This window comes from Cupriavidus sp. GW821-FHT02F09 (genome assembly GCF_059421605.1).
In genome coordinates this window covers 65,147-90,478 of record NZ_JBWKVH010000004.1, presented here as the reverse complement: position 1 = coordinate 90,478, position 25,332 = coordinate 65,147, and the positions used below count along the sequence as shown (strand labels likewise).

General features: G+C 67.5%; 18 protein-coding genes. 9 read left to right on the top strand and 9 right to left on the bottom strand.

Annotated features, from left to right (window positions below; translation table 11 throughout):
- Positions 1-85 precede the first annotated feature (85 nt).
- The 9 genes from AC07XB_RS06350 to AC07XB_RS06310 all read left to right on the top strand — a co-directional run bounded on the left by AC07XB_RS06350 (position 86) and on the right by AC07XB_RS06310 (position 10,216).
- Positions 86-760 (top strand): response regulator, encoded by a 675-nt coding sequence (locus AC07XB_RS06350; RefSeq protein WP_043352486.1) that lies wholly within the window; start codon positions 86-88, stop codon positions 758-760.
- Positions 760-2,229: a sensor histidine kinase gene (locus AC07XB_RS06345; protein ID WP_492376765.1), complete on the top strand. Its 1,470-nt coding sequence runs from the start codon at positions 760-762 to the stop codon at positions 2,227-2,229. The genes AC07XB_RS06350 and AC07XB_RS06345 overlap by 1 nt, the downstream gene beginning before the upstream one ends.
- 372 nt (positions 2,230-2,601) lie before the next feature.
- Complete coding sequence (locus AC07XB_RS06340; protein WP_150986401.1) at positions 2,602-3,570, top strand: tripartite tricarboxylate transporter substrate binding protein; 969 nt, start codon at positions 2,602-2,604, stop codon at positions 3,568-3,570.
- A gap of 242 nt (positions 3,571-3,812) precedes the next feature.
- Positions 3,813-4,286: a tripartite tricarboxylate transporter TctB family protein gene (locus AC07XB_RS06335; protein ID WP_492809219.1), complete on the top strand. Its 474-nt coding sequence runs from the start codon at positions 3,813-3,815 to the stop codon at positions 4,284-4,286.
- Positions 4,287-4,302: 16 nt separating this feature from the next.
- Positions 4,303-5,817, top strand: a complete 1,515-nt coding sequence (locus AC07XB_RS06330) for a tripartite tricarboxylate transporter permease (protein ID WP_006162311.1) — start codon at positions 4,303-4,305, stop codon at positions 5,815-5,817.
- Between the two features lie 301 nt (positions 5,818-6,118).
- The gene (locus AC07XB_RS06325) at positions 6,119-7,177 is read left to right on the top strand and encodes an AbrB family transcriptional regulator (protein ID WP_492827584.1); all 1,059 of its coding nucleotides are present in this window, start codon (positions 6,119-6,121) and stop codon (positions 7,175-7,177) included.
- A 39-nt stretch (positions 7,178-7,216) separates the two neighbouring features.
- On the top strand, positions 7,217-7,657 hold the full coding sequence (locus tag AC07XB_RS06320; RefSeq protein WP_492375452.1) for a PaaI family thioesterase: 441 nt from the start codon (positions 7,217-7,219) through the stop codon (positions 7,655-7,657).
- A gap of 55 nt (positions 7,658-7,712) precedes the next feature.
- Positions 7,713-8,642 (top strand): patatin-like phospholipase family protein, encoded by a 930-nt coding sequence (locus AC07XB_RS06315; protein ID WP_492827586.1) that lies wholly within the window; start codon positions 7,713-7,715, stop codon positions 8,640-8,642.
- Between the two features lie 80 nt (positions 8,643-8,722).
- On the top strand, positions 8,723-10,216 hold the full coding sequence (locus AC07XB_RS06310; RefSeq protein WP_492827588.1) for a dihydrolipoyl dehydrogenase family protein: 1,494 nt from the start codon (positions 8,723-8,725) through the stop codon (positions 10,214-10,216).
- Positions 10,217-10,230: 14 nt separating this feature from the next.
- On the opposite strand, the gene AC07XB_RS06305 is transcribed toward AC07XB_RS06310, so the two are convergent.
- The 9 genes from AC07XB_RS06305 to AC07XB_RS06265 all read right to left on the bottom strand — a co-directional run bounded on the left by AC07XB_RS06305 (position 10,231) and on the right by AC07XB_RS06265 (position 25,307).
- Positions 10,231-11,130 (bottom strand): ChaN family lipoprotein, encoded by a 900-nt coding sequence (locus tag AC07XB_RS06305; RefSeq protein WP_492827590.1) that lies wholly within the window; start codon positions 11,128-11,130, stop codon positions 10,231-10,233.
- A gap of 52 nt (positions 11,131-11,182) precedes the next feature.
- The gene (locus AC07XB_RS06300) at positions 11,183-11,503 is read right to left on the bottom strand and encodes a DUF2149 domain-containing protein (RefSeq protein ID WP_441640460.1); all 321 of its coding nucleotides are present in this window, start codon (positions 11,501-11,503) and stop codon (positions 11,183-11,185) included.
- Entirely contained in the window at positions 11,500-12,009 is a 510-nt protein-coding gene (locus AC07XB_RS06295; protein ID WP_492827592.1) for a MotA/TolQ/ExbB proton channel family protein, read from the bottom strand. The genes AC07XB_RS06300 and AC07XB_RS06295 overlap by 4 nt, the downstream gene beginning before the upstream one ends.
- Before the next feature lie 6 nt (positions 12,010-12,015).
- The gene (gene cobN / locus AC07XB_RS06290) at positions 12,016-16,107 is read right to left on the bottom strand and encodes a cobaltochelatase subunit CobN (protein WP_492827594.1); all 4,092 of its coding nucleotides are present in this window, start codon (positions 16,105-16,107) and stop codon (positions 12,016-12,018) included.
- Between the two features lie 21 nt (positions 16,108-16,128).
- Complete coding sequence (locus tag AC07XB_RS06285; RefSeq protein WP_492827596.1) at positions 16,129-18,414, bottom strand: TonB-dependent hemoglobin/transferrin/lactoferrin family receptor; 2,286 nt, start codon at positions 18,412-18,414, stop codon at positions 16,129-16,131.
- A 281-nt stretch (positions 18,415-18,695) separates the two neighbouring features.
- Positions 18,696-21,893: an efflux RND transporter permease subunit gene (locus tag AC07XB_RS06280; RefSeq protein ID WP_492827597.1), complete on the bottom strand. Its 3,198-nt coding sequence runs from the start codon at positions 21,891-21,893 to the stop codon at positions 18,696-18,698.
- Positions 21,894-21,911: 18 nt separating this feature from the next.
- Entirely contained in the window at positions 21,912-23,156 is a 1,245-nt protein-coding gene (locus AC07XB_RS06275; RefSeq protein WP_492375460.1) for an efflux RND transporter periplasmic adaptor subunit, read from the bottom strand.
- Positions 23,157-23,354: 198 nt separating this feature from the next.
- Entirely contained in the window at positions 23,355-23,984 is a 630-nt protein-coding gene (locus AC07XB_RS06270) for an MOSC domain-containing protein (RefSeq protein ID WP_492375461.1), read from the bottom strand.
- A gap of 147 nt (positions 23,985-24,131) precedes the next feature.
- Positions 24,132-25,307 carry an MFS transporter gene (locus tag AC07XB_RS06265; protein WP_492827598.1) on the bottom strand — a complete coding sequence of 392 codons (1,176 nt, stop codon included), beginning with the start codon at positions 25,305-25,307 and terminating at the stop codon, positions 24,132-24,134.
- Positions 25,308-25,332: the final 25 nt, after the last annotated feature.

The window sequence follows — 25,332 nt, the reverse complement described above, 5'->3', positions numbered from 1 at the left end:
CGCGGGGGCGGCGGCCTTGCCAGCCATGGCGGCGCAGCCATCGCATGATTTCAAACGGACGCTTACCTGGCAGGGGAGGACCGCCGTGCGCTTATTGCTGGTGGAAGACGAGATTGAACTGGCGCGCTGGGTTGCGCGTGCCCTGGAGCAGGGCGGCTTTGTCATCGAGCATGTGGCCGACGGCCTGCAGGCCGAGGCGCGGCTGATGGCCGAGGAATACGACGTGGTGGTGCTGGACCTGCGCCTGCCCGGCAAGGACGGGCTGGCCGTGCTCAAATCCATGCGCGGGCGCGACGACCGCACCCCGGTACTGATCCTGACCGCGCAAGACACGCTCGACGAACGCGTGCGCGGCCTCAACCTCGGCGCCGACGATTACCTGCCCAAGCCCTTCGCCATTGCCGAGCTCGAAGCCCGCATCCTGGCGCTGATCCGGCGTAGCCGCGGCCGCGCGCATCCGCGCCTGCAGTGCGGCACGCTGGTGTTCGACGGCGAAACGCGCAGCTTTACGCTCGAAGGTGCGCCGCTCGCGCTGACCCCGCGCGAATCGACCCTGCTGGGCGCGCTGCTGGCCAAGAGCGGCCAGCCGCTGACCAAGGCACAACTGCTCGACAAGGTGTTCTCGCTCGATGCCGACGTCAGCCCCGATGCCATCGAAGTGCTGGTCTACCGGCTGCGCAAGAAGCTCTCGGGCCACGGCGTGACCATCGTCACGCTGCGTGGCTTCGGCTACCTGCTGGAACCGGAAGGACAGCCCTGATGCTGCGCCGCCTGCCACGGCACTGGTTGCGGCGCTGGCTGCAAGGCAGCCTGCGCCGCCAGTTGCTGCTGCTGCTCGTGCCCGCGCTGGCGGCCATGATGGCGCTCGACACGTGGCTGACCTACGGCACGCTGCGCGATGCCGCCAACGCGGCCTACGACCGCTCGCTGTACGGCTCGGTGCGCGCCATCGACAACGCCATCGGCATGGCCGGCGAAAGCGTGCAGATCGCGCTGCCGGACGCCGCCATGGAGATGTTCGAGACCGCGGCGCAGACTCATGTCTTCTACCGCGTCTCGCTGGAACGCAATGGCAAGATCGAAACCGTCACTGGCTACGACGACCTGCCGCTGCCCAAGGCAGAGATCGCCAGCAACCAGCCGCGCTTCTACGACGCCGACTATCGCGGCGACCCGGTGCGCATCGCCGTGCTGGCGCACCCGGTGTATCGCCCCAACGCCCACATGCGCGTGATCGTGCAGGTGGCAGAAACCGCCGAGCCGCGCTTTGCGCTGATCGCCACCGTGTGGCGCGGCGCGCTGGCGCGCGACGTGCTGCTGATCCTGATCAGCGCGGGCATCCTGGTGGCCGGCATCACCTATGTGCTGCGCCCGCTGGCGCGCGTGCGCGACGACGTGCAGGCGCGCTCCGCCGACGACCTCACGCCGCTGGCCTTCGACCATGTGCCCATGGAAGTCCGCCCGCTGGTCGATGCGGTCAACCTGCACGTGTCGCGCTCGGCCGCCATGACGCAGGCCCAGGCGCAATTCATCGCCGACGCCGCGCACCAGCTGCGCACGCCGCTGGCCATCCTCAAGACGCAAGCCGAATTCGCCCAGCGCCAGCTTTGCGCCAGCGCAGATCCCGCGCGGGCGCGGGACGCCGCCGGTGAGGCGGTAGGCGGCATCGTCACGCAGCTGGAGCAGGCCGCGCGCCTGACCAACCAGCTGCTGGCGCTGGCGCGGGTACGGCAGCACCCGGGCAGCGACGCGCCTGGCGAAGCCGAGCCGCTGGAGCTGATCGACGCCGTGGCCGTGGCCGAGCAGGTGGCGCTGGACTACTTGCCGCTGGCGCGCGGCAAGCAGCAGGATTTTGGCTGGGAGCGCCCGCAGGGGCTGGCGCTGCCCGTACGGGCCGATGCCGCGCTGTTGCGCGAGGCCTTTGCCAATCTTGTCCACAACGCGATCCAGTATTCGCCGCGCGGCAGCCGTATCACGCTTTCCGCCGCGCGCGTCGGGGACGCCGCCTGCCTGGTGGTGGAGGATGATGGGCCGGGCATTCCTGCCGAGGAACGCGAAAAAGTATTTGCGCGGTTTTACCGCCGGGTTGGGAACGTGGAGCCGGGCTCCGGCCTGGGACTGGCGATCTCCCGCGAAATGGCGGCGCGCTTCGGGGGAACGGTAGCGCTGGGGATTGCGCTGCAGGGCAAAGGGGTTCGGGCGGTCCTGACGCTGCCGATCGGGGAATGAGAGGGCGCTAAAAAGACCAGAAAATCTAAAAAAAGCAAATGTCCATACATCCGACCCCACGTAAACCCCACCCCATTGCCTGACAAATTGACAGCCTTTTGACAGTTTCTACCCCCTAGAATCGCGCCATGGCCGCTGTACCGGCCAGACCAAGTCAGAAAGTCAAAGAACAAGTCCGGCATGCAAGCGCTGCCAGGGACAGGAGACAACGCCTAGCCACCCGGTCAACGCACGCAGCGCCGGCGCACCGCACGACTCTCTCGCCCCCGACAGCCAGCTTCACTGCCAGCCGGACACCTCCGGGGTCGGTCCTCGCCAGCAACGCCGGCAACCGTTCACCGGCAATCCTCTGAAAAAGAACAGGAGACCGTAATGCGTCGTTCGATTCATCGCTTTGCCCACGTCGTCATGGCTTCGGCCGCGATCACCGCCACCGTGGCTGCCGCGCCCGCGTTCGCGCTCGACAGCGTGAAGTTCATGATCGGCGCCAACCCGGGCGGCGGCTTCGACCAGACCGGCCGCTCGCTGGGTGCGGCGCTGGTTTCCGCCGGCGTGGCCAAGACGGCCTCTTACGACAACAAGGGCGGCGCGGGCGGCACCATCGGCCTGACGCAGTTCGTCAATACCGACAAGGGCAACCCCAACGCGATGATCGTCACCGGCGCGGTGATGGTTGGCGCGATCGAAACCAACCATCCCCCGGTCACGCTAAAGAACGCCACCCCGATCGCTCGCCTGTTCGCCGACACCATGGTGATCACCGTGCCGGCCAACTCGCCGCTGAAGTCCATGAAAGACCTGACCGCACAGCTCAAGGCCAACCCGGGCAGCGTGAGCTGGGGCGGTGGCTCCAAGGGTTCGATCGACCACATCCTGGCAGGTCTGGTAGCCAAGGAAAGCGGCGTGGATCCGAAGAAGATCAACTACGTGCCTTTCCAGGGCGGTGGTGAAGCCTCGGCATCGATCCTGGGCGGCCACGTGACCGTCGGCCTGGCCGGCGTGTCCGAGTTCCTGCCCTTCATCAAGAGCGGCAAGATGCGCGCGCTGGCCGTGACCTCCAAGGACCGCACCGCCGATATCCCGACGCTCAAGGAGCAGGGCATCAACGTGGAGATCTACAACTGGCGCGGCGTGTACGGCGCGCCGGGCATCACCGCCGAGCAACGCAAGGCGCTGGTGGATGCGGTGGTCAAGGCAACCGAAACCCCGCTGTGGAAGGAAACGCTGGCCAAGAATGACTGGACCCCGTTCCTGCTGACCGGCGACGAGTTCGGCAAGTTCGTGGACAGCGAGTCGGCCCGCCTGGGCGGTTCGCTGCGCGAGCTGGGCGTAGCGAAGTAAGCCACGCTGCCTGAGCGTTTCACCGCATTATCGTTTCAGCGTTTTACCTGTCGGCCCTGCCTGCGGCGCACCGTAACGCTCGGTGCGCATGCGGCAGGCGGGGGTCCGGTGTCCACCTGCGATACCTAAAAACCAAACTACACATCGCCGGGCCCCCGCCTTAAGCGGGGACGACAAACCGCGGGACGCCAAGGGCCGGACAACACGGCCGCAGGCACCGCTTGAAGGAGCCACTTCCAATCATGAAACCCTCACACCTGGCGATCGGCATTGCCGTATTGCTGCTCTCCGCCTTCTACTTCGTCGGCCTGTCGGGCATCTCCGGCGACGAGGGCTATGCCGGCCTGTCGCCACGCTTCATGCCCACGCTGGTTGCCATCGGCCTGGCCGCATGCGGCGCGGCGCTGACCTGGCAAGGCGTTCGCGGCGGCTTTCGCAATATGCCGGAAGAAGACGCCGAACTGCCCGACGCCCCGCACAATTTCCGCGGCTTCCTGTGGGTGGCTGCCGGCCTGGTGGCCAACATGGCGCTGATCGGCACGCTGGGCTTTGTGCTGGCGTCGACCCTGCTGATGGTCTGCGTGGCGCGTGGCTACGGCAGCAAGCGCTTTGTGCGCGATGCCCTGATTGGCCTGTGCATTACGTTGCCGATGTGGGCACTGTTTGAATTCCTGCTCGGCATCAATTTGCCGTTGCTGCCCGTCGCCGGGTTCTGAACGGAGCTGATGATCCATGGATACGCTTAACCTGCTGATGCATGGCTTTGCCATCGCCATCACGCCAATCAACCTGATGTGGGCCCTGGTGGGCTGCTTCCTGGGCACCGCCATCGGCGTGCTGCCGGGCATCGGCCCCGCGCTCACGGTAGCGATGCTGCTGCCGCTGACCGCCAAGGTGGAACCCACCGCCGCGCTGATCATGTTCGCCGGCATCTACTACGGCGCCATGTACGGCGGCTCCACCACCTCCATCCTGATGAACACGCCGGGCGAGTCGTCGACCATGGTCACGGCGATGGAAGGCAACCTGATGGCCAAGAGCGGCCGCGCCGGCCCGGCGCTGGCCACGGCGGCCATCGGCTCGTTCGCCGCGGGCACCATCGCCACCGTGCTGCTGTCGATGTTCGCGCCGGTCGCGGCCGACGTGGCGCTGCAGTTCGGGCCCGGCGAATACTTCATGATCATGCTGCTGGCCTTCACCACGGTGTCGGCGGTGCTGGGCTCATCCCTGCTGCGCGGCATGACCAGCTTGTTCCTGGGCCTGGGCATCGGCCTGATCGGCATGGACTCGCTCTCGGGCCAGACGCGCTACTCGATGAATGTGCAGGAGCTGTACGACGGCATCGACATCGTGGTGGTCGCGGTCGGCCTGTTCGCGGTGGGCGAGGCGTTGTTCAACGCCTTCTTCCCGCAGCCCGCGGGTGGCTTCAACAAGCTCAGCTCGGTCATGATGACCAAGTCGGACTGGAAGCGCTCGGTGCCGGCGTGGATCCGCGGCACCATCATCGGCTTTCCCTTCGGCCTGATCCCGGCCGGCGGCGCGGAAATCCCGACCTTCCTGTCGTACGCCACCGAGAAGAAGCTGTCCAAGCACAAGGATGAGTTCGGCACGGTGGGCGCGATCGAAGGCGTGGCTGGCCCCGAGGCCGCCAACAACGCCGCCGTGACGGCCACGCTGGCTCCGCTGCTGACGCTGGGCATCCCCACCTCGAACACCACCGCGATCCTGCTGGCGGCGTTCCAGAACTACAACCTGCAGCCGGGCCCGATGCTGTTCCAGACTTCGGGCGACCTGGTGTGGGGCCTGCTGGCTTCGCTGTACATCGGCAACGTGATGCTGCTGGTGCTGAACCTGCCGGCGATCGGCCTGTGGGTGCGCATGCTGCGCATCCCCACGCCGCTGCTGTATGGCGGCATCCTGATCTTCGCGGGCCTGGGCGCCTACGGCATCCGCCAGTCGTGGTTCGACCTGCTGCTGCTGTTCATCATCGGCGTGCTGGGCATGGCCATGCGCCGCTTTGACTTCCCGACCGCACCGGTGATCGTGGGCATGATCCTGGGGCCGATCGCGGAGAAGCAGCTGCGCAACGCGCTGTCGATCAGCCAGGGCGACTGGTCGATCTTCGTGACCCAGCCGATCTCGGCCACCATCCTGGCCATGACGGTGGCGGTGGTGCTGATCCCGCGCATCCTGGGCTGGCTGGCCCGGCGCTCAGCGCGTGGCAAAGTGGCTGACGCCACAGGTTGATTAGCGCAAAATGCGGGCAAGGCCCGGCACTCCAGGGTGCCGGGCTTTTTGCCTTTTGCTTGTTGACTGTTGACCCGGCTGGCACTGCGCATGTGGTCTCCCCTCTCCCACTTGTGGGAGAGGGGCCGGGGGAGAGGGCGGGCGCTGCCTACGCCGCCATGCCGGAAAAAACCATGGGCTTCGTTTCTCGTGGCTCCTAGCTAAGCCACCCCTCTCCCCAACCCTCTCCCCCTGAGGGGAGAGGGAGTAAACACCGTCGTCATCTCAGATGGCTTTGGCGCAATAGCCAGGCCGCTGCAACATGCCCTCACTCCTTCACCGTTGGCGTCCGGTCCTCTTGACGCTGCTGCTCGGCCTGGCCGCCGCGCTCGTTTGCACGCTGCTGCACACACCGCTGCCATGGATGATCGGCCCGCTGCTGGCGGTAGCCATCGCACGCATGCGCGGCGCCGACCTGCGCGCGCCCACGCAGGCGCGCAACGCCGGGCAGTGGGCCATTGGCACCTCGCTCGGGCTTTACTTCACATCTGACGTGGTGGCGCGGCTGATCGAGTTCCTGCCGTATATCGTCGCGGGCTCGCTGTTTGCGCTGCTGCTCGGCTGTGGCGGCGCCTGGCTGCTGCGCAAGACCACCGGCGTGGCGTTCAAGACGGCGTACTTCTCCACCGCCATCGGCGGCGCGTCGGAGATGGCCAACCTGGCCGAGCGCAACGGCGCGCGCATCGACCAAGTGGCGGCTGCGCATTCGCTGCGCGTGCTGATGGTGGTGGTGGCCGTGCCCGCGCTGTTCCAGTACGGCGGCATCCACGGGCTTGACCCATACGTGCCCGGGCCACGCACGGTGGACTACCTGTGGCTGCCCGTGCTGATCGCGATCACGGTCAGCGTGGCGCTGGTGCTCAAGCGCTTCAACCTGCCCAATCCCTTCGTGATCGGCACGCTGCTGGCAGCCGCCGTGCTGACCGCCTCGGGCTTCGAGCTGTCCGCCATCCCCACGTGGATGAGCCGCGCCGGCCAGCTGATGATCGGCGTGTCGCTGGGCGCGCGCTTCTCGCGCGACTTCCTCCATACCGCGCCACGCTTTCTCGGCGGCGTGGCGGTGTACACGCTGGCGGCGCTGGTGCTCTCCGCGCTGTTTGGCTGGGGCCTGTCGGCACTGTCCGGCGTGCATCCCGCCACCGCCATCCTCGGCACCACGCCCGGCGGCATCGCCGAGATGTGCATCACGGCCAAGGTGCTGGAGCTTGGCGTGCCCCTGGTCACCGCCTTCCACGTGATCCGGATGGCCTTCGTGGTGCTGTGCACCGGCCCCCTGTATCATTGGCTCAAACATCGTGCCGCGCCGCAGGAGACGGAATAGCAACCTGGCCCGGCCCCATCCCAGACAAACGGGCGTGCCATGCCAGAGCCAACGCTAGTACCAACGCCGGAATCCGGCTTCACGCTTGCCGATATCGACCACACCCTGCAGCGGGTACTGGCGCCATGGGTGCGCCAGCTCGGGCTGCGTGCCGAGCACGTTGATGCGCAGGGCGTAACGCTGCGCCTGCCTTTTGACGAATCATTTCGCCATGCGGGTGGCGTGGTGTGCGGCCAGGTGCTGATGTCCGCGGCCGATACCGCCATGATCGTGGCCATCGCCAATGCACTTGGCGCCTTCAGGCCGATGACCACTGTCACGCTCACCACCAACTTCATGCGCCCGGTGATCGAGGGCGACGTGCTGGTGCGCGCCAATGTGCTGCGCCTGGGCAAGACCGTGGTGTTCGGCGAAATCGAGCTGACCGGCACCGATGGCAAGCTGGCCGTGCAGGCCACTACCACTTACGCGCTGCTGTGAGCGGCGCATCACCCAATTGCACGCCAAATTGCACGCAATCTCCCAAGCCATCTCCATGCATGAGCCCCGCAGCCTGACGCCTGCCCCCATCCAGCCCGCCGCCACCTCGCCGTTCGACCAGGTGGTGTTTGCCGGCGGCGGCAACCGCTGCTGGTGGCAGGCAGGCTGGTGGGATACGGTGGCGCCCGAGCTGGGGCTGCGCCCGCGCGTGATCACGGGGATCTCGGCCGGGGCCGCCACGGCGTGCATGATCTATGCGCACGACTCCCGCCAGGTGATGGCGTACTACGGCCAGGTGCTTGCCGGCAACCGGCGCAATGCGTACTGGGGCAACCTGCTGAGCAAGCAACGCGTGTTTCCGCATTACGGCATCTACCGCGCCGCATTGCTGAACATCTTCGGCGAGGGCCGCCTGGCAAACCTGCAGACGGCGCCGGAGATCCGCATCGGCGTGGCCCACATCCCGCGCTGGAGCGGCCCGCGGCTAGCGGTGATGGCCGGGCTGGTCGCCTACAACATCGAGAAGCACTGGCTCAAGACCTTGCACCCGCGCCTGGGCCGCAAGCTAGGGTTTCATCCCGAGTTCGTGCGCGCGCAGGACTGCGGCTCGCCCGAGCAGCTGGCGGACCTGCTGCTGCAATCGTCCTCGACCCCGCCCTTCACGCCGGTGCTGCGGCGCGACGGCCGGCCCGTGCTGGATGGCGGCATGGTCGACAATGTGCCGGTCGACGCGCTCGACGCAACGCCCGGCAACGTGCTGGTGCTGGTGACGCGGCTCTATCCGCGCCCGCGCCGCTTTGTCCTGCAACATGGCGTGCAGCGCCGGCTCTACCTGCAACCTTCGCAACGGGTACCGATCTCGAGCTGGGACTACACCCAGCCCGGCGCGATGATCGGTGCCTACGAACTCGGCCGGCGTGACGGGGAAACCTTTTTGCGTGACTGGCCGTCTGTCATGAAGACGGAGCTTGGCACCGCCGGGTAGCGCTCCCGCGCGCCGGCCGTGCTCGCGGCTCCGTCATCACGATGTGCAATGCGGCCTTCGCGCCGCTACTGGAGGCATTGATGACGAAACGCCAGGCAAGATCCACGACCGAGCGTCAGAGCGCCCGCAGGGCCAGCACCGAGCAGGCTGTCGAGCAAGTCCCCCGTCGTGGCAAGCGCAAGGCCGGCGCGCAGCGCGAAGCGGATTTCGTGGTGATCGGTGCCGGCTCGGGCGGCGTGGCGGCTGCGCGGCGCGCGGCCACGCTGGGCGCGCGCGTGGTGCTGGTGGAGCGCGACGCGATCGGCGGCACCTGCATCAACCGGGGCTGCGTGCCCAAGAAAATGCTCTCGTATGGTGCCAGCCTCGCGGCGGTACTGTCAGGCTGCCTTTCGCACACCGGCGGCAAGGAAGACTGGAGCGATGCCATTGTGCGCGTCAACGCCGAGATGGCGCGGCTGCACGTGGCCTACACGCACCGGCTGCAGCAAGCCGGCGTGGAACTGCTACGCGGCGACGCCACGGTGAGCGCCGCCGAGCAGGTACAGGTGGGCGCCGAGACCATCCGCGCCAAACGCATCCTGATTGCCACCGGCGCACGGCCGCGCGCGTTGCCGGTGCCGGGTGGCGAGCTGGCCTGCACCTCCGACGACATCTTCACCTGGCAAAGCCTGCCAGCCTCGCTGGTGGTGATCGGTGGCGGCTATGTGGCGGTGGAGCAAGCCTCGATCCTGTCGCGCTATGGCGTCAAGGTGGAGATGCTGGTGCGCGAGGCGCGCCTGCTGGCGCGCTTTGACCACGAAGTGGCCGAGGCGCTGGCCGAGGCGCTCACCGCCAAGGGCGTGCGCCTGCATTTCAATGCCGAGGTGACGCTGCTGAACCAGGCCAACGGCGCCATTGACGTGTGCTACCGGCAGCATGGCAATGGCGCGGATCGCGCGGACGGCGGCAACAATGGCAACGGCAAGGACCGCATCCAGACCGTGCGCGCGCAGGCCGCGCTGGCGGCTATCGGGCGCGACCCGCATTGGGATGGGCTAGGCCTGGAGGGGCTGGGCATCGCGAAAACGCAGAAGGGCGGCATCCAGGTGGACCGCTCGTTCCGCACCAAGGTGCGCTCGATCCATGCCATTGGCGATGTCATCGACGGCTTGCACCTCACGCCGGTGGCCGGCGCTCAGGGCCGCTGGCTGGCCGACCGCCTGTTCGGCCGCCGCGGCGACCGCGCGGATTTCGACCTGGTGCCAACGGCGGTGTTCTGCGAGCCGGCCATCGGCAGCGTGGGACTGACGGAGCAGGCGGCCATCGAGGCAGCTGGCAAGCCCGAGCGCATCCACACCGTGGTGCGCCGCTTCGTCTCGCTGGAGAATCGCTTTGCCGGCAGCGAGCAGGCGTCCATGGTCAAGCTGGTGGTGAATGCGCGCAGCGGGCGCGTGCTGGGCGCGCACATGATGGACAATGCCGCCGCCGAGATCATGCAGGCGTTTGCCGTGGCGGTGCGGCTCGGGGTAAAGCTGTCACACCTGCAGACCACGGTGCAGCTGCATCCCACCGTGGCCGAGGAGCTGTTCGGCTAGGCGCGCCGCCGAATTCAGGCCGGCTCGGCCATCGCCGCCGGCTTGGCGCCCTCGCACGGATCGGGCCGCTTGTGCACCGGCACCAGCACCACGCGGTCATAGGCACCGATCTCGCGGCCGCTGGCCTGCTCCAGGTAACCCACGCTGTAGATCGCGCCCGGCTCGGCGGCGAGCCAGCGCGGCGCGCCCACATCGCGCCGCACGTGGCCGTTGCCGGCGATCAGCACGGCGCCGCGGTCGGCGTATTCACGCATGGAGGCAGCCATTACCGCATCGCGCGCGGCCTGCGCGTCCAGCATGCCGGGCAGCATGGCCTTGGGGAAATTGCCGCAGTGGCCACGGTCGAGCACCGCGGTCTGCTCGGTCACCACGTCCGCGGGCAACGGCGCGGCGAGGCCGAGGCGCTTGCGCTGCGTCGCATCGAACACGCCATCCAGCCCGCCGCGCATGATCTTGCCCGCATCCGCGCGCGACAGGTTGGCCGCCACCAGCGGCAGGTCGTAGCGCAAGGCCAGCGCCACTACCGGCGTGTAAAGCTCCCACTGCCAGCTCTTGCCACCCGCCTGCGCCACGACATACGCCGCGTCGCCGGGCCGCTCGCGGCGGGCGCGGTCGATATCGGCCTGGCGCTCGCGGTCGAACTGTTCCATCGCGATGGCCGGGCGCCAACCGGCCGCCAGTGCGTCCGACAACGCCAGCAGGCGCCGCTTTTGCCCATCGGCGTTGTCGTGGACCTCGCCCAGCAGCACGTAGGTCTTGCCGGTGAACTGATGCGCGACATCGCCAGCCACGGCGGCAGGCGGCGTGCCCGCGCAACCGGCGAGCGTGGCGAACATGGCGGCCGCGAGCGCCAGTCCGGCGGCGCGGGTAGGGACAAAGCTGGCTAGGCTGGCAACGCTGTGACGAATCTGCATGGCTAAGTAATCCTGGTTGCGATGGCTCGCTCGTGCTCATTATTGCGCAGTTTTACTGCGCGGCCGCGGCTTCCGGCACATACACCATCGAGCCGTCCTGCAACCGGTACGCCACGCCGGCCTTGGTGCCGTCGCCGCTGCCGACCTGGCCGCTGGCCTGGTAGCGCACGACCTTCTCGCCTTGCTTGGAGACGATCTCCATGTTGGGCTTGCCGGGATTGGTGATGATGGTGACGTCCGCGTGCGTAAACGGGTTCATCGGGTTCTGCGCGATGGCCACCAGCAACGCGGCGATCACCACCAGGAACACGTCGATCAGGTTGACCACCGACAGGATGGGATCGTCGGCCTCGCTCTCCTCCAGGAACTTCATGCGCCGACCTCCCATTGCGGTTGATGCTTGCCCAGCCACACCAGCTCCTCGGCGAGCCAGCGGCGGCGCACGTTGACCACCCAGAAGGTGATGCTGGCAGCGATCAGCGCGAGAATCACCGCGGAAAACGCGATGGTGAGGTTCTCTCCCACGTTGGCGAGGTTGCCGCCGGACAAGCCCTTGAGCGCGGGACCCATCGGGATCATGGTGGCCACCAGTCCCAGCATCGGCGCGACGCGCGTGGCAATGCGCGGCCACTCCAGCAGGCGGTGCGCGGTCACGTCGAGCGTGTCCGGGTCCTGGATGCGGTGGCGCAGCGCGAACGCCACCAGCACATAGCCGCGCCCCGTCTCGATGCCGTGGCGGCGGCGTTGCCAGCCTTGCGTGATGAACTCGCCGAGCGTCCAGAAGGCGTACAGGAACAGCAGCCCGATCAGGGCCAGCGTCGGAAACAGGAACAACTGGCCGACGTCGTACATCAGGGTTTCAAGCAGGGTAGGAGTCATGATGCCTCAGCGGGTTTCGGATTGTTTTTGGACGAAGGGCGCAGCGCCAGCGCGGCGGCGCGCGCTGAGGGCGCCGCCCAGCATGGCGCCGGCAAGCGCGATGCCGCCGGCAAGCCACGACAGCACGGGCACGAGAGCCGCCGCGGGCGGCGTTTTCTCTACCAGTTGCATGCCTTGCACCGGCACCGTTTGCGGCTGTGCCTTGGGCTCGGGTTGCAGCTCGGGTTGCAGCTCGGGCTGCGGCTTGGGTTTGGGCTGCGCTTGCTGCTGAGCAGGACGCGGTGCCGCCTGCGGGGCTGCTGCTGCCGGTGCGCCGGCGGGCGGTGCCGCCGGAGCCTGCGTGCCATAGCCCGCGGCGCCGGGCGCCGTGGCCTGCTGCTGCACGTAGCGATTGAAGCTGCGGTTGTCGCTGCGGATATCGTGCCGCTGCGACAGCGCCTGCCACCTGTCGGCCAGCGTCTTGAGCATCTCGGGATCGGCCCCCCAGTAGCCCTTGCGTGCGGCTTCCAGCATGCGCTCGATCACCTGTGCCTGGGCCTGCGGCGCGTTCTTCTCGAACCATGCGTCCAGGCCGAGCTTGTGCTTGTCCTTGACGTAGACCTCGGCGAACTCGGTCCACTGGTCGTCGCGCACAATCTCCGGCGCGACCGCGGTCCAGCCCCAGAAGTTGTTGACGGTATCGAGCACATTGAGCGCGCCGCTATAGCCCTCGGCCTTCATGCCTTCGATCCAGCCGGGATGGAAGTAGCGCGTGCGCAGCTCGGTGGCGAGGAACGATGCCGCCGTCTGCGTGCGCGCGTTGTTGGCGTCGCGCAGGTTGGAGATCAGCAGCTCCGGCGCCTTGCCCGTCAGGTGGCGCACGGCCAGGCCGATGCCGCCGAGATACTGGAAAGGATCGTCGGTGGTCAGCATGCCGTACAGGTTGGAGCTGCGCGCCAGCAGCGCGCCTTCCACGCCCTTGAGGTTCTCCGCGTAGAGATTCAGTTGTGGCAGTTTCTCGCCCCACGTCTTCTCGTCGGGCCCATAGCCGTATTGCATGCGCTCGAGATAAAGCTTGGCCAGCTTGGCGTCCGCTTCCTTGCCGCTGCCGAAGCTGTCGCTGGCCAGCGTAGCGTCGTTCAGTCCCGTGCCATAGTTGCCGGTTTCGCTGGCGAAGATGCGCGTGAGCGCCAGCGACTCGATGCGCTCCGGGGTCATGTCCGCGGCCTTGCGTTGCGCCAGCCGCGCGCTGAGCGCGCGCGTGCTGGCGGCAACGGCGTTGTCGGGCTCGGGCTGCGCGGCGGCGAGCTTGACCGCTTCGGCCAGCCACTTGATCAGGTTGGGGAAGTGATCGCGATAGAGGCCGGTCGCGGACAGCACCACGTCCACGCGCGGCCGCCTGAGCTCGGCGGCGGGAATCGCTTCCACGCCGACCACGCGGCCGCCGCCGTCCCACTTCGGGCGGACGCCCATGGCGGCCATCGCCTGCGCCTCCAGCATGCCCTGATGGCGCATGGTCTCCACGCTCCACAGCGAGAAAGCCAGCTTGGTGGGCCACTTTCCGTTGCGCTTGCGCCAGTCGGCAATCATGCTCTGGGCCGCGGCCTGGCCGGCCTGCCACGCTTCGCGACTAGGTACCTTCGAGGGATCGAACCCATACAGGTTGCGCCCGGTCGGCAGTGCGTCGGGATTGCGCACCGGGTCGCCGCCGGTGCCGGCCAGCACATAGCGGCCAGCCAGCGCGGTGAGGATGGATTCGCTCTCCGGCGCGGCGTCCAGGCTGGCGTACAGCGTGCGGGCACGCTGCATGTCTTCGCGCTGTTCTTCGCGCTGTTTGGCGTCGGCAAGGTTGGTCAGCGGCGCGCCGTCGATCACGTACTTGCGCAGCATGGCGTACGGCGCCGATTGCGCGAGCTGTTTGTAATCAAGCGCGAACAGTTCTTCCGGCTCGTCGGGAAACACGCGCTTGAGCCACGGTTGCCCGAGCATGGCCATCACCGTGTACAACCGCAGCTCGGGATCCTGCGACTGGCCGAACGTATGCAGGCCGTAGGGCTGCAATGCGCCGGCGAGCTCGTGCAGATGCGTGTGCAGCGCGTCGAGGTATTCGGCAAACTGCGCGCTCGCGCGCGCTTGCGGCCAGCCCATGTCGTCGAGCAGGTGCATGCGCGCGCTGCGCTTGAGGACGTCCTCGCGCAGCGTGTCCTTCACTGCGCCGTCGTCCTGTTGCAGGTAGTTGTGCAACTGGTCGTGCAGCGCCGACAGATCGGTGTGCAGGCCCGCCGGCTTGAACGGCGGCGTCTGGTGGCTGACGATGGTGGCGCGGCCGCGGCGCTTGGCCTGCAGCGCCTCGCCCACGTCATCGACGATGTAGGGATAGATCACCGGCACGCTGCCGAGCACCATGTAGGGCTGGTCGGTCACGGACAGGCCGCGCTCCTTGCCCGGCGTCCATTCCTGCGTGCCGTGGGTGCCGTAGTGCACCAGCGCCTCGCGCCCTTCGCGCGCCCACAGGTAGGCCGCCATGTAGAAATGGCTAAGCGGCGTCTTGGTGGAGTGATAGAGCGCTTTCTCGGCGGCTTCGTCGCGCTCGCCGCGTGGCGGTACCGGCATCAGCGCCACGTTGCCGAGCTGCAGGCGCGGGATGGCGAAGCCGGCCACGCCGTTGCGCCTGATCGCCATCGACGAGGCTTCGGGTTCGCCCCAGCGCGCGCTGACCTCGGCGCGAAACGCAGCGGGTTGCGCGTCGTACCAGCGGCGGTATTGCGCCATCGGCATCCACACCGCGCGATCCGCATCGAGCAGCGCGCCAAGCTGTCCATCGCGGTAGAAGGGCGCGAGCAACGCGCCCAGGTCGCGCTGCAGCGTGAGCGCATCCGCAGCGTCGGTACGGTAGCCGGCCGCATGCAATGCGGCCAGCGTGGACGACAGGCTGCGCGGCAGGTTGAGGAACGATGCCGACAGATTCTTCTCGCCCGCCGGATAGTTGTAGAACAGGATCGCCACGCGCTTGTCGGCGTTCGGCGTGCGCTGCAGGCGCGTGAGCGCCAACGCCTTGTCCGCCACGGCATCGAGCTGCGCCGGCAGGCTGACGATGCTGCCGTCCTTGTGCGAGGTGGCGGCGGCCAGCATGGGATCGCTCACCCCGGCCAGCTCGGGCTGCACGAGGTAGAAGGGCGTGTCGGTCAGGCTGATGCCGTGCGGGTCGCGCTCCCAGTCCTGCGCGTCGCCCTTGCGATAAGGCATGACCTGCAGCACCGGGATGCCGAGCGCCTCGAACTCCGCCTTGCGGCCTGCCGCGTTGAGCATGATCTGGCCGTTGATGAGCACGTCGACGATGCGCTTGCCGCCGGGGGCGGCCATGCGCAGCACGCCGTGCGCATCCATGACGCCGCTGTAGAACACCAGCGCACGCGCGCCGCGCGCTTCGATGCGCGTGATCAGGTCGTCGATGAAGGCGCTGTCCAGACCCGACACGTAGGCCTGGTGGATGGCGACGCCGATCACCGGCTCGCCCGCATGGCCGGACACCTTGAGCGCGTCGTCTGGCGATGCGGTGACCACGCTGGCGAGCCGCGGATGGTAGTAAGCGGCCTTGGGGAAAACGACCGGCGCGGGAATGGCGTTGTCCGCGTGCAGCTTGAACTGCTGCGCGGCCAGTGTGCGCATCATCGCGTCGAAGTTGGCGCGGCCGCCGTTGACGTAGTACGCCTGCAGCTTCGCGCCCAGCGCGCTATCCACGCCGTGCGCATCGAAGCGGTCAGTGGCAATCAGCAGGCGCGGCACGCGCGCATGGGTCCACAGCGGCCCGAGCTTGGCCAGCATCTCGGTGACGATGTGGTCGCGCGGCGCGTCCAGGATCAGCAGGCCGGCGCCGTCGATAAACGGCGCGATATCCTGCGCGCTCATGCGCTCCAGGTAGCGCGCGTCCAGCGTCATGCCGTGTGCGCGCGCCATGGCCTGCAGCGGCTCGAATTTGCCAGCGGGCACCGGCGAGGTGGTCAGCACCGCGATGCGCGGCGCTGCCGACGCTGGCTGCATGCCGAGCACCAGCCAGGTTATCCACAGCAGGCACAGCGCGCGGAGAAACCGCATCTTGGTCTTATCTTGTGGGGACATGTCGGGTCGATTCGCCTCCGGTCAGAACGACAGCTTCACGCTGGCGGCAAAGGTACGTCCTGGCTGCGTGTAGAAGTCCAGGCCCGGCTCGCTGGCGGCCACGCTGCCTTGGCGCACATCGCCCCACAGCCAGTACTTTTTGTCGAACACGTTATTCACCGACAGCACCAGGCTGGCGTAGCGGTTAAAGCGCCACCAGCCCTGGATGTCGGCCACGCCATAGCCGCCCGGCTTGAAGTAGGCGAACGAGGTGTCGTCGGTGCGCGTCACGGCGCGCGCGCCGCGCCAGCGCAGGCTGGCGCCCTGGCCCTGGCTGCTGCTGCCGCGCTCCCACGTCAGCGCGGCGCTGGCGCGCAGCGGCGAGACGCTGTTGAGGGGCTGGCCGGTCTGCTCGTTATTGCCGTGCGCGTAGGCCACCGCGCTGTCCACGCGCCATTGCGGCAGGAAGCGGTAGCTGCCGCGCCACTCGGCGCCGTAGATGCGCACGCTGCTCTGGTTGCGGTACTGGTACGTCGCACGCAGGCCGGCAAGACAAGCGGGGTCCGACGGGCAGCGCAGCGCGACTTGCTCGATGAAGTCCTTGTAGCGGTTGTCGAACACCGCGACGCTGGTCTGCACGCGCTCATCCGTATAGCGCGCGCCGATTTCGAACGAGCGGCTCTTCTCCGGGTTCAGGTCGCCATTGGGCGCGGCGCCGTAGCCCTGGATGGTGTTGCGGAAGCTGCCGTTGATCTCCTGGTAGTTGGGCGCGCGGTATCCGAATACGTACTGGGCCCACAGGTTGATGCGGTCGGTGGCTTGCCACAGCGCGGAGAGCTTGGGCGACAGTGCCGAATCGCTCTTGCTGATGGCGGGCTTGGAGGCCACGCTGTTGTAGAGCTTGTCGTCATCCGGGCCGAGCGAGTAGTGGTCAAAGCGCATGCCCGGCGTGAGCGTGAAGCGGCCGCCGGCGAACTGCAGTTCATCCTGCACGAAGATGCCGGTCTGGCGCGTTTCGCCCTTGGGAAAATCGTGGATCGGGAAGTTGTCGCCGGCCAGCGATTTGGACACCACGCCGGTGGTGCGGTTGTAGGTGGTGCCGTCGCGCATCTCGCTGGTCTGGGTACGCAGGAAGTCCACGCCGGTGATCAGGCGGTGGCCAACAATGCCGGTGTTGAACGACTTGTCGGCCTGCACGTTGAAGCCGGTCTGCTGCTGGCGGAAGCCGAACAGCAGGTTCACGTCGCACAGGCTGCTGCCCGCCGTGGAGCCCGAGCAACCCGAACTGGTGCGGCTGCGCACCTGGTTGGTCACGGTGTTGGACTCGCTCTCCTGGTAGAACACCGCCGCGCTCAGGCGATCGATGACGCGGCTGGCCGGCTTCCATTCGTAGTCCAGGCTGACGCGGTTGCGCGACAGGTCTTCGGTGCCGCTGGCGGAGGTCACGCGCGGCAGCGCCGTGGACAGCCGGCGGATATCGGTGAAGGTGTCGTTGTCGCGATGCTCGTAAGTCAGCTTGAAGCGATGGCCCACGGCGGGGTCGAGCACGATCTTGCCGAGCCACGCGTTGGTCTCGCTGTTCTGCGGATTGGCCTTGGTGCGGCCGGTCGACGTGGTGTCGTTGCCGCCCATGCTCTGCACTTCGTGCCCCTTGCGGTGCGCGTACATGAACAAGCCCTTGATGGTCTCGTTGCCGCCGGCCACGCCCGCGGTCTGGCCGAAGCTGCGGTCGATGCCGTTCCACGACAGGCCGGCTTCGCCACCCACCGCGCGCCCGCGCATGATGTCCTCGGGATCCTTGGTGACGTACGACACCACGCCGCCGATGGCGTCCGAGCCGTACAGGCTGGAAGCCGGCCCGCGCAGCACCTCGACCCGCTTGAGGAAGGAGAACTCGGGCGCGTCGCGCGTGGCGCTGGACAGGTTGGAGGGGCCGCCGCCGTTGTAGTAGTCGGGCAGGCGCACGCCGTCGACCATCAGCAGCACACGGTTGTCTTCGATGCCGCGGATATTGATGCTGCCGGCGCCAAAGCGGCGACGGTCGCGGGGCACGTCGATATCAGGCTCATCGGCGAACAGGGCGGCCTCGTCAACGGGCTGGGCGCGTTCGATCCGGCTGGCGTCGATGGCGGTGATGGTGGAGGCAACGGCGTCGGCGCGCTCCTCGGTGCGCGTGGCGGTGACCACCACCTCGCTTAAGTGGCGGGCCGGATCGGCGGCCGGCTCGGCAGCCAGGGCAGGGCCACCAAGGGCGGCGCAGACGGCGGCGATGGGCGCGACTCGGATAGAGGCAGAGGCGCGCAAGCGCGCCAGACAGCGGCGTTTCATGGATTTTCCCTAAAGAAAGCGAAACGCTGGCTGGCTAGTGCGAAAACTGTGGCTCGCTCGCGTGGTCAGGCGTGGCTCGGCGAACCCGGTCACGCATTATTGAGAATGCGAATTATTATCAATAAGTAACCATTTGTAAAGCATGGATCACCACAATCCATGCTCCTGCGCACGAAGCGCCGCGAGTCGTGGCAATGCCGCAACGAAGCCGAAACAAAAAGGGCGGTGCCGACCGATACGGCACCGCCCCCGAGGCGTCGCGATTGGCTACGGCAGCACGCTCAGTGCGCGGCCTCCCCGCCCACCAAGGCCGGCAGGCGATTGCCTTGTTCGTCGATCTGCAGCGGGCCGGTGCCCGAGAACCGATCGAGCGCCAGATAGATCACCGGCGTGATGAACAGCGTGATCACCTGCGAGAACAGCAGGCCGCCCACCACCGCCAGGCCCAGCGGCTGGCGCAGCTCGGCGCCCGCGCCCAGGCCAAGCGCCAGCGGCAGCGCGCCCATCACGGCGGCGAAGGTCGTCATCATGATCGGGCGAAAGCGCAGCAGGCAGGCCTGCCGGATCGCGCGCGCCGGGGCCATGCCCTGCTCGCGCTGCGCCGCCAGCGCGAAGTCGATCATCATGATGGCGTTCTTCTTGACGATGCCGATCAGCATCAGCACGCCGATGGTGGCGATCAGAGACAGCTCCACGTCGAAGATAAAGAGCGTCAGCAACGCGCCGACGGCCGCCGACGGCAGGCCGGCCAGGATGGTCAGCGGATGGATGTAGCTCTCGTACAGCACGCCCAGCAGCGTGTAGATCACCGCGAGCGCCGCCACCAGCAGCAGCACCTGCGTAGCCTGGGACGACTGGAACACCGCCGCATCGCCGCCCCAGCTCGTGAAGATCGAACCCGGCATGGCGATCTCTTGCTTGTAGCCATCGATCTTGGCGGAGGCCGCGCCCAGCGCCGCGCCCGGCGCGAGGTTGAACGACACCGTCACCGAGGGCAGCTGGCCCTGGTGGTTCACGGCAATCGGCCCGACCCGGCGCTCGGTAGTAGCGAAGGCGGAGATCGGCACCATCTGCCCGGTCTTGCTGCGCACGTAGATCTTGGAGAACGCGGTCTCGTCGGCACGGTCAATGTCGGCCGCCTGCAGGATCACGTAGTAGTTGTCGATCGGCGTGTAGATGGTCGACACCTGGCGCTCGCCAAAGGCGGAGTACAGCGCCTGGCGCACGTCCTGGATCTGCACGCCCAGCGCGTTGGCCTTGTCGCGGTCAATCGACAGCTGCGCTTCCAGGCCCGACTGCTGCGAATCGCTGGTGACATCGCGGAACAGCGGATCGGCGCGCATCTTGCCCATCAGCTTGTCGGAGTACTCCTGCAACTGGCCGGCCTTCACGCTTTGCAGCGTGTACTGGTAGCGGCTCTTGCTCTGGCGCCCGCCCAGGCGCAGGTTCTGCACCGGCGAGAAGTAGACCGCCAGGCCGGCGATGCCCGAGACGTCCTTGCGCAGGGACTCGACCACCTTGGCCATCTTGGGGCGCTCGCCCAGCGGCTTGAGCTCGATGAACATGCGGCCCGTGTTGATGGCGGGGGAGGGCCCACCACCGATCGAGATCACGATGCTGCGCACCGCCGGGTTCTTGCGCATGCGCTCGGCCGCATCGCGCAGGCGCTCGGCCATGGCGTCGAAGGAAATATCCTGCGGGCCTTCGGCATTGACCTGGATCTGCCCGATGTCTTCTTCCGGGAAGAAGCCCTTGGGAATCATCACGAACAGCACCGCGGTCAGCACGAAGGTCAGGCCGGCCACCGCCAGCACCGACTTGCGGTGCGCCAGGCACCAGTCAAGCCCGCGCGCATAGCGGTGGAGCGTGAATTCGAACAGGTTCTCGAACCACTGGGTGGAGCGCAGCCCGATGGTCTGCTTCTGCACGATGGCCGGCGCGTGGCCGGCATCCGCGTGGTCGCCATAGGCATGTTGCGACTCGTCGATCGGCACGTTCTCGGCCGACAGGAAGCGCGCGCACAGCATCGGGATCAGCGTGAGCGACACCAGCGCCGATACCAGAATGGCCAGCGACACCACCGCCGCGAACTCGTGGAACAGCAAGCCGATCACGCCTGGCATGAAGAAGATGGGGATGAACACCGCCACCAGCGAGATCGAGATCGAGAGGATGGTGAAACCCATCTCGCGCGAGCCGACCAGCGCGGCCTTGAGCGGCGGCACGCCCTCCTCGATATGGCGCACGATGTTTTCCAGCATCACAATGGCGTCGTCCACCACCAAACCCACGGCGAGCGTGATGGCCAGCAGCGACACATTGTCCAGGCTGTAGCCGAAGGCCTTCATCAGCGCCACCGTGCCGATCAGCGAGATGGGCAGCGACACGGTCGGAATCAGCGTGGCGGCGGCGCGGCGCAGGAACAGGAAAATCACCATCACCACCAGCCCGACGGTCAGGGCCAGCGTGAACTGCACATCGTGGATGGATTCGCGGATCGACTGCGAGCGGTCGTTGACCACCGCCACGTTGACCGAATCCGGCATCTGCTGGATCAGGCGCGGCAGCGCGTTCTTGATGGCGTCCACCACCGCCACCGTATTGGCATCCGGCTGGCGCAGCACGGCCAGCACGATCGAGCGCTCGTTGTTGAGCCAGCTGCCGGTCTTGATGGTCTCGACGCTGTCTTCCACATCGGCCACGTCAGACAGCCGCACCAGCGCGCCGCTGGGCTGGCTGGCCACGATGATGTTGCGGAACGCGTCGGCGCTGGCAAGCTGGCGGTTGGCCTGGATGGTGAGCGTCTGGCGCGCGCCGTCCAGCGTGCCGACCGGTGTATTGGCGTTGGCACGGTTCAGCGCCGTGGCCAGCTCATCCAGCGTGAGGCCGCGCGCGGCAAGCGCGTCCGGGTGGGCGCGCACGCGCACGGCGAAACGCTTTTGCCCGAATACCTGCACCTGCGCCACGCCTGGCAAGGTGGCCAGGCTAGGCGAGATCAGGTTGTCGCCGAAGGCGTTGAGCTCGGCCAGGCTCATGGCCGGCGAGTTGATCGCCAGCAGCAGCACCGGCGCATCGGCCGGGTTGACCTTGCGGTACGACGGCGGCACCGTCATCTCGATCGGTAGCGCGCGCTGCGCGCGGAACAGCGCCGCCTGCACGTCCACGGCCGCGGCGTCGATGTCGCGGTCGTTGTTGAACTCGATGGTGATGCTGGAGTTGCCGAGCGTGTTCGACGAGCTGATCACCGACACGCCGGGAATGGTGGCGAACTGCTTTTCCAGCTGGGTCGCCACCGAGGCCGCCATGGTCTCGGGGCTGGCCCCGGGCAAGGTGGCCGTGACCTGGATCACCGGCGAGTTGAACGACGGCAACGCCGCGATCGGGATGGTGGGGTAGAGCGCAATGCCGGTGACGATCACTGCCAAGCACAGCAGGATCGTCATCACCGGGCGGCGGATACAAAGCTCGGACAGGGTCATGGTGTCAGTGCCCTGGGCTCAATGCTTGGCATTGGCGTTAGCATCGGCGGCGGCAGCGCTTGCCGCGCCAGCCTTGGCCGCGGGCGTCGCTTCCCGCACCATGCTGCCGGCGCGCAGGTTCTGCGCGCCTTCCACCACCACGCGCGTGCCGGGCGGCACGCCGTCGATCACGGCGGCGCTGGCGGTGGAGACCTGCACCTTCACCGGCATCGGCTTGACGCGGTTGTCCGCCTGCACCGCGTAGACAAAGCGGCCTTCCGGCCCCGTCACCACCGCCTGCGGCGGCACCGACAGCGCGTTCTTCAAGGTCTGCACCACGGCGTCCACGTTGGCATACGTCCCGGGCCACAGGCGCTGCTCGTCGTTGTCGAACTGCGCCTTGATGCGGATGCTGCCGTACTGCGGGTCCACCGTGTTATCCACAAAGCTGATCTTGCCGGTCACGGGGGTCTTGCTGCCGTCGTTGGGCAGCGCGGTCACGGCAACAGGGCCGGCGTGCAGCGCCTCGCGCAGCGCGGCGAGCTGGCGCTCGGGCAGGGTGAAGGTGACGGCAATCGGCTGCACCTGGGCGATGGTGACCATCGGCAGGGCGCTGTTGGGCATCACCAGCGAGCCGGGGAACATGTTGATCACGCCGGTGCGCCCGCCGATGGTGGCGCGGATGGCGCCGTAGCTGACCGCCACGCGGCTGGCCTCGATGGCGGCCTGGTCGGCGCGCAGGGTGGCCTCGAAGCCGTCGACCTTGGCCTGGGCCGTATCCACCGCGCTCTTGGAGATGAAGTTGCGCTGCAGCAATTCATTGCTGCGCACCAGCGTGCGGCGGGCATCGGAAAGGTCGGCCTGGTCGCGCATCAGCTGGGCCTGGGCCTTGGCGAGGTTGGCCTCGTCCATGCGGGTGTCGAGCGTGAAGAGCAGGTCGCCCGGCTTGACCGTCTGGCCTTCCTTGATATGCACGGTGCGCACGGTGCTGGACACTTGCGGGCGGATCTCCACCGTGGCGAGCGCGCTCACTGTGCCGTTGGCCGTCACCCGCAGCGGCACGTCGCCCTGCTGCACCACCGCAGTGGCCACCACCACCACAGGCGGCGCCTTGGCCGCCGGCTTGGGCGCCGTCCAGGCACGCCAGCCGAACCATCCGCCAGCAGCCAGCGCAATCAAGACCGCGCCGAGCAACCAGGGCGACACCCCCTTGCCGGTACCCGTGGAAGGACTCCACTTAGCGTCGACGAAGCCCTTGGCCTGGTCGATCCCGTTCGTTTTCATGTGAGGACTCTCTGACAGTGCGCGCAAAATGCGCCCGCTCCCCCGTGGCCCGGCCTTCTGGGAAGCCGGTGCCGCGCCGCGGAAAACCGCTAGTAGTACAGGATCAAGGGCGTTGAAGGCCAGTACCCATGCAATCCGCGCCATTACAAACTATTACAGCGCGAAGGGATACTTGCTTGTATCGAGAGCCAAACATTATCAGAAAAGCAGGATCTGGCGGCCATTGCGTTGCCGCGCGTTGATGCTTTCTATCGACACATCGCGCGGTCCCGGCTTGATGATCACCGCGGCGCCGGCCTGGAGATCGCCGGGGGTGACTACGCTCAGGTAAATGCCGGAATAACCGCTTTGCACCATATGCTTGATCGCATGCCGGTAGCCCATCACGGCGTTGAACTTGTAGCAGGGCTGGCGCGGCGACTCCACCTGGAGCACTACGTCGCCAATGCGCAGCAGATCCCCCACCCACAGATCAGTCTCGAGCACGCCCTCCAGGGTCAGGTTTTCGCCCATGGCGCCTGGCACGAGCGGCTTCTCGGCCTCGGGCAGCCGTGCTTCCCGGCGGCGCGCGTTCCACCAGGCGTAGTGTTCGGCCGGGTAGGCGTAGACCGCCTTGTCCAGGCCACCGTGCACGCTCAGGTCGGCCTGTTCGTCACCCGCCAGCCCCAGCGGACGCACCGCCACCGACAGCGGGTGCAGCAAGGTGCTGAGCGGATGCTTGCGGATGCCGGACATCACCACCGCCTCGGTGCCCACCGCCGCCACGACGAGCGGGCCCGCCTTGCCGACGCTGATGGCGATGAGGCGCATGCCGTTGGATGTGCTCATGCCGTCTCCTTGATCCTGTGTCCTTTATCTTAGCGCCGGGATTTTCCAAACAGAGGTATCAAGCGGCTGCCACGTGTGCGGCGCCGCACGGCTGGCGGCATTGTTCGCTTTGTCTGCTTTGTCCAGTGGGTCGATGAGCCGGTTGGCTCAGGCCTGCTGCCGCGCCGTCTCGCGCAGGCACCAGCGCTGCCCCAGCACCCGAGCGCGCTGCGACACCACCAGCGCCAGCAGCATCAGCACTGCCGCACCCCAGTGCAGGGAGTCGGCGCCGGCGGTTGCGTAGATCGCCGCGCCGCCCATCGCGCCCAGGGCCTGGCCGAGGTAGATGGAAGACGAGTTGAGCGAGATCGATACCGCCGCGCGCTCCGGCGCCAGCGCTACCAGCCGCGCCTGCTGCGCGCTGTTGGTGGCAAAGCCGCCGACACCCCACAGCATGAAGATGAGCACCAGCGCCACCGGCCCCAGTGTCGCCAGTGGCCACAGCAGCATGGCCGCCAGCGAGGTCAGCATGGCGGCCTGAACGATGCGCGCGGGCGTGGCCCGGTCCATGCGCGACGCCGCCAGCACATTGCCGCTGACGCCGCAGGCGCCGTAAGCCAGGAACATCAGGCTGAGCGTGCCGCCGCTGATACCATGCACGTCGCGCAGCAGCGGGGCAATATAAGTAAACAGCGTGAACATCCCGGCCGACTGGATCATGGTGGTGGCCACCACCAGCACCATCGGCGTGTGCCGCAGCACCGCACCCCAGGCCGCCCGGCCCACCGGTTCCACATACAGCCGCGCCGGCAAGGCCCGCCACACGCCCACCGATGCGCCCAGCGCCAGCAAACCCACCAGCCCCATGCTGAAGCGCCAGCCCAGCGTGCTGGCGATCCACGTCCCCATTGGCACGCCCACCACGCTGGCCACGCTCCAGCCCAGGAAAACAAAGCTGATGGCGCGCCCGCGCGTCTGCGCGTTGACTAGCAACGGCAGGGTGGCGGCGGCTTGCGGGGTGAAGATGGCCGCGCCGATCGCGCTCAGCAAGCGGATCGCCATCAGGCTGGCAAAGCTCGGCGCAAAGGCCGCGGCCAGGTGCATCGCGGCATAGACCAGCAATGAGCCCGCCAGCAGCAGCCGGCGGTCGATGCGCGAGCCGAGCGTGGCGAACAAGGGCGCGCCGACGCAGGTCGCCAGCGCAAACACGGAGATCAACTGGCCCGCGGTGCCGGCTCCAAGCTGGAAATCGCCGGCAATGTCATTGAGCATGCCGGTGACGATCATCGCGCCGGTACCGATGACAAAATTGCCAAGGCACAGCATCACGAGCCTGGGATCCATGGCGACGGGGGCGGAGAAGGAGGTG

What these genes read in the sequence shown, in the direction of transcription:
- AC07XB_RS06345 (WP_492376765.1), top strand. Translation starts at nt 760, where the DNA reads ATGCTGCGCCGCCTGCCACGGCACTGGTTGCGGCGCTGGCTGCAAGGC.
- AC07XB_RS06340 (WP_150986401.1), top strand. Translation starts at nt 2,602, where the DNA reads ATGCGTCGTTCGATTCATCGCTTTGCCCACGTCGTCATGGCTTCGGCC.
- AC07XB_RS06335 (WP_492809219.1), top strand. Translation starts at nt 3,813, where the DNA reads ATGAAACCCTCACACCTGGCGATCGGCATTGCCGTATTGCTGCTCTCC.
- AC07XB_RS06330 (WP_006162311.1), top strand. Translation starts at nt 4,303, where the DNA reads ATGGATACGCTTAACCTGCTGATGCATGGCTTTGCCATCGCCATCACG.
- AC07XB_RS06325 (WP_492827584.1), top strand. Translation starts at nt 6,119, where the DNA reads ATGCCCTCACTCCTTCACCGTTGGCGTCCGGTCCTCTTGACGCTGCTG.
- AC07XB_RS06320 (WP_492375452.1), top strand. Translation starts at nt 7,217, where the DNA reads ATGCCAGAGCCAACGCTAGTACCAACGCCGGAATCCGGCTTCACGCTT.
- AC07XB_RS06315 (WP_492827586.1), top strand. Translation starts at nt 7,713, where the DNA reads ATGCATGAGCCCCGCAGCCTGACGCCTGCCCCCATCCAGCCCGCCGCC.
- AC07XB_RS06310 (WP_492827588.1), top strand. Translation starts at nt 8,723, where the DNA reads ATGACGAAACGCCAGGCAAGATCCACGACCGAGCGTCAGAGCGCCCGC.
- AC07XB_RS06305 (WP_492827590.1), bottom strand. Translation starts at nt 11,130, where the DNA reads ATGCAGATTCGTCACAGCGTTGCCAGCCTAGCCAGCTTTGTCCCTACC.
- AC07XB_RS06300 (WP_441640460.1), bottom strand. Translation starts at nt 11,503, where the DNA reads ATGAAGTTCCTGGAGGAGAGCGAGGCCGACGATCCCATCCTGTCGGTG.
- AC07XB_RS06295 (WP_492827592.1), bottom strand. Translation starts at nt 12,009, where the DNA reads ATGACTCCTACCCTGCTTGAAACCCTGATGTACGACGTCGGCCAGTTG.
- cobN (WP_492827594.1), bottom strand. Translation starts at nt 16,107, where the DNA reads ATGTCCCCACAAGATAAGACCAAGATGCGGTTTCTCCGCGCGCTGTGC.
- AC07XB_RS06285 (WP_492827596.1), bottom strand. Translation starts at nt 18,414, where the DNA reads ATGAAACGCCGCTGTCTGGCGCGCTTGCGCGCCTCTGCCTCTATCCGA.
- AC07XB_RS06280 (WP_492827597.1), bottom strand. Translation starts at nt 21,893, where the DNA reads ATGACCCTGTCCGAGCTTTGTATCCGCCGCCCGGTGATGACGATCCTG.
- AC07XB_RS06275 (WP_492375460.1), bottom strand. Translation starts at nt 23,156, where the DNA reads ATGAAAACGAACGGGATCGACCAGGCCAAGGGCTTCGTCGACGCTAAG.
- AC07XB_RS06270 (WP_492375461.1), bottom strand. Translation starts at nt 23,984, where the DNA reads ATGAGCACATCCAACGGCATGCGCCTCATCGCCATCAGCGTCGGCAAG.
- AC07XB_RS06265 (WP_492827598.1), bottom strand. Translation starts at nt 25,307, where the DNA reads ATGGATCCCAGGCTCGTGATGCTGTGCCTTGGCAATTTTGTCATCGGT.